Raw genomic sequence first — 4634 nt, forward strand, 5'->3', positions numbered from 1 at the left:
ATAAGCAATATAGCGATAAGGCCATAGATCCACCAGGCGCTGAATCTCGGTTTTTTCTGTGGGGTTTTGTTTTCTTTAGCCATTTTTTACTGATTTACACTTCGTTCCACAACAGTCATCTTCGCATCTCCCCAAAGTCCTTCAATATCATAGAATTCCCGGGCTTGTGGCTGGAATACATGGACAACAACATTAACATAATCCAGAAGTACCCATTCGCCGTTCTCCCTGCCTTCTACATGCCAGGGCTTATCTTTACTAGCCTTACTGACGGATTTTTGTACGGAGTTGACTATTGCATTGACATGCGTATTGGAAGTACCATTGCAAATGATAAAATAGTCACATACTGTATTCTCAATTTCCCTTAAGTCAAGTAGGTTAATATCCAGTCCTTTTACTTCTTCAATTCCGTGTAAGATCAGGGCAATTAGCTCATCTGCACTAGCTTTCCTTTTCTGCATTCAATATTTTTAGTTTGTACAAAGTTATTATTTTTTTGTTTTGCCGACCCTAGTTTTTAACATAACATTGTAGCCGTAAAACATGAGTTTCCTATGGTTTTGATCAAACTTGATGCCACGGATTCCACTAACGACTACCTGAGGGAATTGCGTAGCGCTGAGAACCTGCCTGATGGGACTGTGGTGTGGGCCCAATGGCAGCGAAAAGGCAGGGGGCAAATGGGCCGAAACTGGACTTCGGAAAAAGGTAAAAACCTAACATTCAGTATTTTATATAAGTTCAAGAACTTCCCAATAGGAGAGCAATTCCTGTTGAACATGGTGACTTCCCTGGCGGTGATAGCCGTGCTTGAGCGTCATGACGTTCCGGACCTGAGGATCAAGTGGCCGAACGACATTCTGTCAGGTAAGCGCAAAATATGTGGTATTCTGGTAGAAACAGTCGTCAAGGGGACCCAACTGAAAGCTGCGATCATCGGGATAGGCCTTAATGTCAACCAGGAGCATTTCGAAGAAGGCCTGCGCGCCACTTCCGTCAAAATTGCCACGGGAACGACTATCGACCTGGAATCCCTTCTGCAAGAAATTGAAACCGAATTGGAAGCCACAAAGAAAAAGTACCTATCCGTTTCCCGGGGGGAGGTATGGGATTCCTATAAAGCGCTGCTGTATAGTAAAGGTGAGCTGATGAAATTCCAGACCCCTGCTGGAGATTTCTTTACTGCTGTGATTGAAGGAGTAGATGCTGCAGGGCGCTTACTATTGCGGCATACTCCAGAGGAAGTTAAGGCCTATTCCCTCAATGAAATAAAAATGCAGTATTGAGGATACCAAGGCCGTTGAGGATCTTAACCTATGCGGCTCATATTTTCGGAGAGGGTACCAATGAAATTGGTGATGGGCGTTTTGATCATCATGGCCATCATGGCATTGAATTCCCCTTCAAAACTCAGGTACACCTCACTTTGGTTTTCCCCTTGTTCTGTAATATGAGCAGTAAGGGTAAAAGGCAGCTTGTCACTGGCAGCACCCAGGACCACTTTAGAATGGGGCACTTCCTCTTTTCTTCTCAGGGCTATTTCGGGCATCCCTTTAAGGGCAAATAAAAAGGTGTTTTCGTTGACCACCTCAAATTTGTCCACATTGTCAGGCATCAGGACTTCAAAATTCTTGGGATCTGTGAGGAATTCAAAAACCTCCCTACTGTTCTTCCCGACTGTTTTTTTCGGACTTTCTATATGCATATTATTCCCTCTTCCAGGCGGCAGGATCCTGTCGCCAGTTCATAAGTGTTTCCATTTGCTCTTCCCTGATATAGCTGGTAGCTGAAGCTTTTTCTATCAGGTGATCGTAGTCAGAAAGCGTGTGCAGGTCCACCCCGCGCTGCTCAAAATTTTTACTGGCCTGTTCAAAGCCGTAGGTAAATATGGCCACCATCCCCTTCACCACTGCCTGCTGATCCTGAAGTGCGGTAACCGCATTGAGGCTGCTGTTCCCTGTGCTGATGAGGTCTTCAATGACCACTACTTTTTGGTTGGCCTCCAGCAGCCCTTCAACCTGGTTTTGCCTTCCGTGTGACTTTGGTTTCGGCCGAACATAAACAAAGGGCAGCCCCAAATATTCAGCTACCAATATCCCGATCCCTATGGCCCCTGTAGCTACCCCGGCGATCACATCCGGCTTGCCATAAAGGGCCTCTACCTGTTTGCCCATTTCCTCACGGATAAAGTTCCGAATCACAGGGTAGGAGAGGATAATTCTGTTATCGCAATAAATGGGGGATTTCCAACCGGAGGCCCAGGTGAAGGGATTTTCGGGTCTCAACTTTATTGCATTAATTTGCAGCAAAAGTTCTGCAGTTTTCGCCGCGGTATCTTTGTCCAAAACCATGTAGCAAATGTATAAAGTTTTTGTTAAAAATGCTCCGCTGATTTTAACGAACAAGCTCTCTGAAACCAATAACGGCGAATACTTTCTCCTGAATAGCGACGCCATCTACAAGGCCATAGATGCCCTGGTAAACAAACGCTTGGATGCGGCCTATATCTACCACCCCAACAATGAGGAAATCCTGAAGAAATTTACCAAGAAGATCCCCCTCGAAAGGGCAGCCGGGGGTGTGGTCACTAATAAAGAGGGAAGGGTTCTTTTTATATACCGCAACAATAAATGGGACTTACCCAAGGGCAAATTGGAAAAGGGGGAAACCTATGAAGAATGCGCCCTCCGGGAAGTGGAGGAAGAGACCGGGGTCAAGAACCTGAAGATAGAGAACTTCCTGGCCATATCTTTAAGCGTAACGGAAAGCTGAAACTCAAGGAAGTGCACTGGTATGCCATGAAAACGAATTACAAAGGGGAACTGATGGGACAAAAAAGCGAAGGGATCGAAAAGGTAAAATGGAAAGGACCCAAAAAGATCCAGAAGGCCCTTGAGAATTCCTATACCAACATCAAGACCCTATTCGGGCATTGATGCATCTGCGGTAAGGACACGGTAGACCGGGTAACGCCTGTAACTTTGTTCTGCGTAAGCCGAGTGTTCATAGATCCACCTCAGCTGTGCGTAGCCACTGGAGTTGAATGCTTCATCCCCCTGTTTGATTACCTCAAACTCCTGCCGTAATGCGCTGTCCTTTTCCAATAGTTCCAGGGCCAGGTCTTCAAATACATAGGGAGAAAAACCTTCTTTGCGCTGCAGGATAGGGTCAAAAAAATTCCAGTTAAAAAAGGAATCTGGTGCTGAGGGTTCCAGTGTTTCCAACAAGTAGCGAATGCCTTCCTGGTCTGTGGGGATCCAGATATCGCCTGCTCTGAGCGATACGTTTTCCGTGACGGCCTGCACCTTTGTATTATAGTGGGGATAGTGGCCTTCGTAAGGTCGCGTCCTGGTCCGAAAAGCAGTAATATGATATACTTCTGCAAGTAGCACGGTGTCCTCCTGTATCCGGGTATAGCTGATCTGATTCCGGTCCATATGGTCCAGCAGGCCTTCCCAGGCTTTAGGTAAAACGTAGGCCGCAGGAATAGTTATGGAATCTGCAGGCACAAAAGTCTTGTAATACGGAACCGGTCTTTCAAAGGGGCGGTTTTGGTCATATTTCAGCCGTGGTAACCCTGTGACCTCGCTGATCAGGGTATCTGCATGGAACCCTTTAAAATTTAGCTGCGTTATCTGCGTGGAGTCAACTTTCCAGCCGATGGGGTAGTACGACCAGTTTTTATGGCGATCCCGGGCTGCGGTCCTGAGCTCCCTGATGTCATTTCCATGCTCCTCGACCACCTCCATCAGGCTTTGCATTAAGATATAGGTGCCTTTCACACGCTGGTCGTAAGGTTTTAGCATATGGGTTTCCACCATCAGCCCCAGGGTGTTCCAGAGGGTGGTATAGCCCGTGGAATATCTCGGGAAGTCCATAAACTGGCTAAATCCGGATTCAGGGACACGATTAAAAACATTAACATAAGGGGTGATATCCCATCCTTTTTCTGCCAGGACGCCCTCAAGGGAGGGTTGCAGTTCCTGATCCAGGAATTCGCCTAGGGCACCCCCTAGTTTGTTGTGCTGGGTAAACAAATGGGTGAGGGTATACTGGTAATCTGCCCCATTGCTTACGTGGTTGTCGATGAAGACATCAGGTTTAACCAGGTGGTAAATGGTGGCGAAAGTAGCCGCATTGCGGGTGTCTGCCTTGATAAAATCCCTGTTGAGGTCATAGTTCCGGGCATTGCCCCTGAATCCGTATTCCAAAGGTCCGTTTTGGTTAACCCGACTGCTGCTGTTCCGGTTCAGGGCACCTCCGATATTGTACACCGGGATGGTTACTATCACGGTACTCTCCGGAGCGGACAACCTCCCTGTTGCAAGGTCCCTGAAAAGCATCAAAGTAGCATCAATGCCGTCACTTTCCCCAGGGTGTATACCATTGTTGATGAGGATAACCGACTTTTTCCCCCGGATCTTCTGAAAATTGAAGTCCATATCAGGGTTGAAGGTAACCATGTGAAGCGGGTACCCCATATCAGTATCTCCCACAGATTGTATATTGATTTCCGGGAATTCCTTGGCCAGGCGGATGTAGAAATTAATCACCTCCTCATAGGTGGCCGTTTCATTTCCATTGCCCAGCTCAAAGGGGGTTTTGTATTCAGCAACCTGGTCTTCTTCTTT

The 4634-nt window shown here is 47.0% G+C and carries 5 protein-coding genes and 1 pseudogene; 2 read left to right on the plus strand and 4 right to left on the minus strand.

The window, feature by feature from the left end; genetic code table 11:
• Nucleotides 1-86: 86 nt before the first annotated feature.
• Nucleotides 87-464, minus strand: a complete 378-nt coding sequence (rsfS, locus tag AC4E7D_RS11815; RefSeq protein WP_490173996.1) for a ribosome silencing factor — start codon at nt 462-464, stop codon at nt 87-89.
• 93 nt (nt 465-557) lie between these two features.
• On the opposite strand from rsfS, the gene AC4E7D_RS11820 reads away from it, so the two are divergent.
• Nucleotides 558-1289, plus strand: a complete 732-nt coding sequence (locus tag AC4E7D_RS11820) for a biotin--[acetyl-CoA-carboxylase] ligase (protein ID WP_490173997.1) — start codon at nt 558-560, stop codon at nt 1287-1289.
• Between the two features lie 23 nt (nt 1290-1312).
• On the opposite strand, the gene AC4E7D_RS11825 is transcribed toward AC4E7D_RS11820, so the two are convergent.
• Together AC4E7D_RS11825 and pyrE are read right to left on the minus strand one after the other, a co-directional pair.
• A complete protein-coding gene (locus AC4E7D_RS11825; RefSeq protein WP_490173998.1) occupies nt 1313-1708 on the minus strand; it encodes an SRPBCC family protein in 396 nt (131 codons plus the stop codon).
• A gap of 1 nt (nt 1709) precedes the next feature.
• On the minus strand, nt 1710-2354 hold the full coding sequence (gene pyrE, locus AC4E7D_RS11830) for an orotate phosphoribosyltransferase (protein ID WP_490173999.1): 645 nt from the start codon (nt 2352-2354) through the stop codon (nt 1710-1712).
• A 7-nt stretch (nt 2355-2361) separates the two neighbouring features.
• Here pyrE and AC4E7D_RS11835 point away from each other — a divergent pair.
• Nucleotides 2362-2939 (plus strand): annotated as a pseudogene (locus tag AC4E7D_RS11835) (NUDIX hydrolase).
• Here the strand turns inward: AC4E7D_RS11835 and AC4E7D_RS11840 are convergent.
• Nucleotides 2925-4634, minus strand: a 1710-nt coding sequence (locus AC4E7D_RS11840; RefSeq protein ID WP_490174000.1) for a M14 family metallopeptidase, incomplete at its 5' end; no start/stop codon positions are given. The pseudogene AC4E7D_RS11835 and the gene AC4E7D_RS11840 overlap by 15 nt on opposite strands.

The organism is Lentiprolixibacter sp., from assembly GCF_982873095.1.

Coding starts and splice junctions, on each gene's coding strand:
- rsfS (WP_490173996.1), bottom strand. CDS start 464: ATGCAGAAAAGGAAAGCTAGTGCAGATGAGCTAATTGCCCTGATCTTA.
- AC4E7D_RS11820 (WP_490173997.1), top strand. CDS start 558: ATGGTTTTGATCAAACTTGATGCCACGGATTCCACTAACGACTACCTG.
- AC4E7D_RS11825 (WP_490173998.1), bottom strand. CDS start 1,708: ATGCATATAGAAAGTCCGAAAAAAACAGTCGGGAAGAACAGTAGGGAG.
- pyrE (WP_490173999.1), bottom strand. CDS start 2,354: ATGGTTTTGGACAAAGATACCGCGGCGAAAACTGCAGAACTTTTGCTG.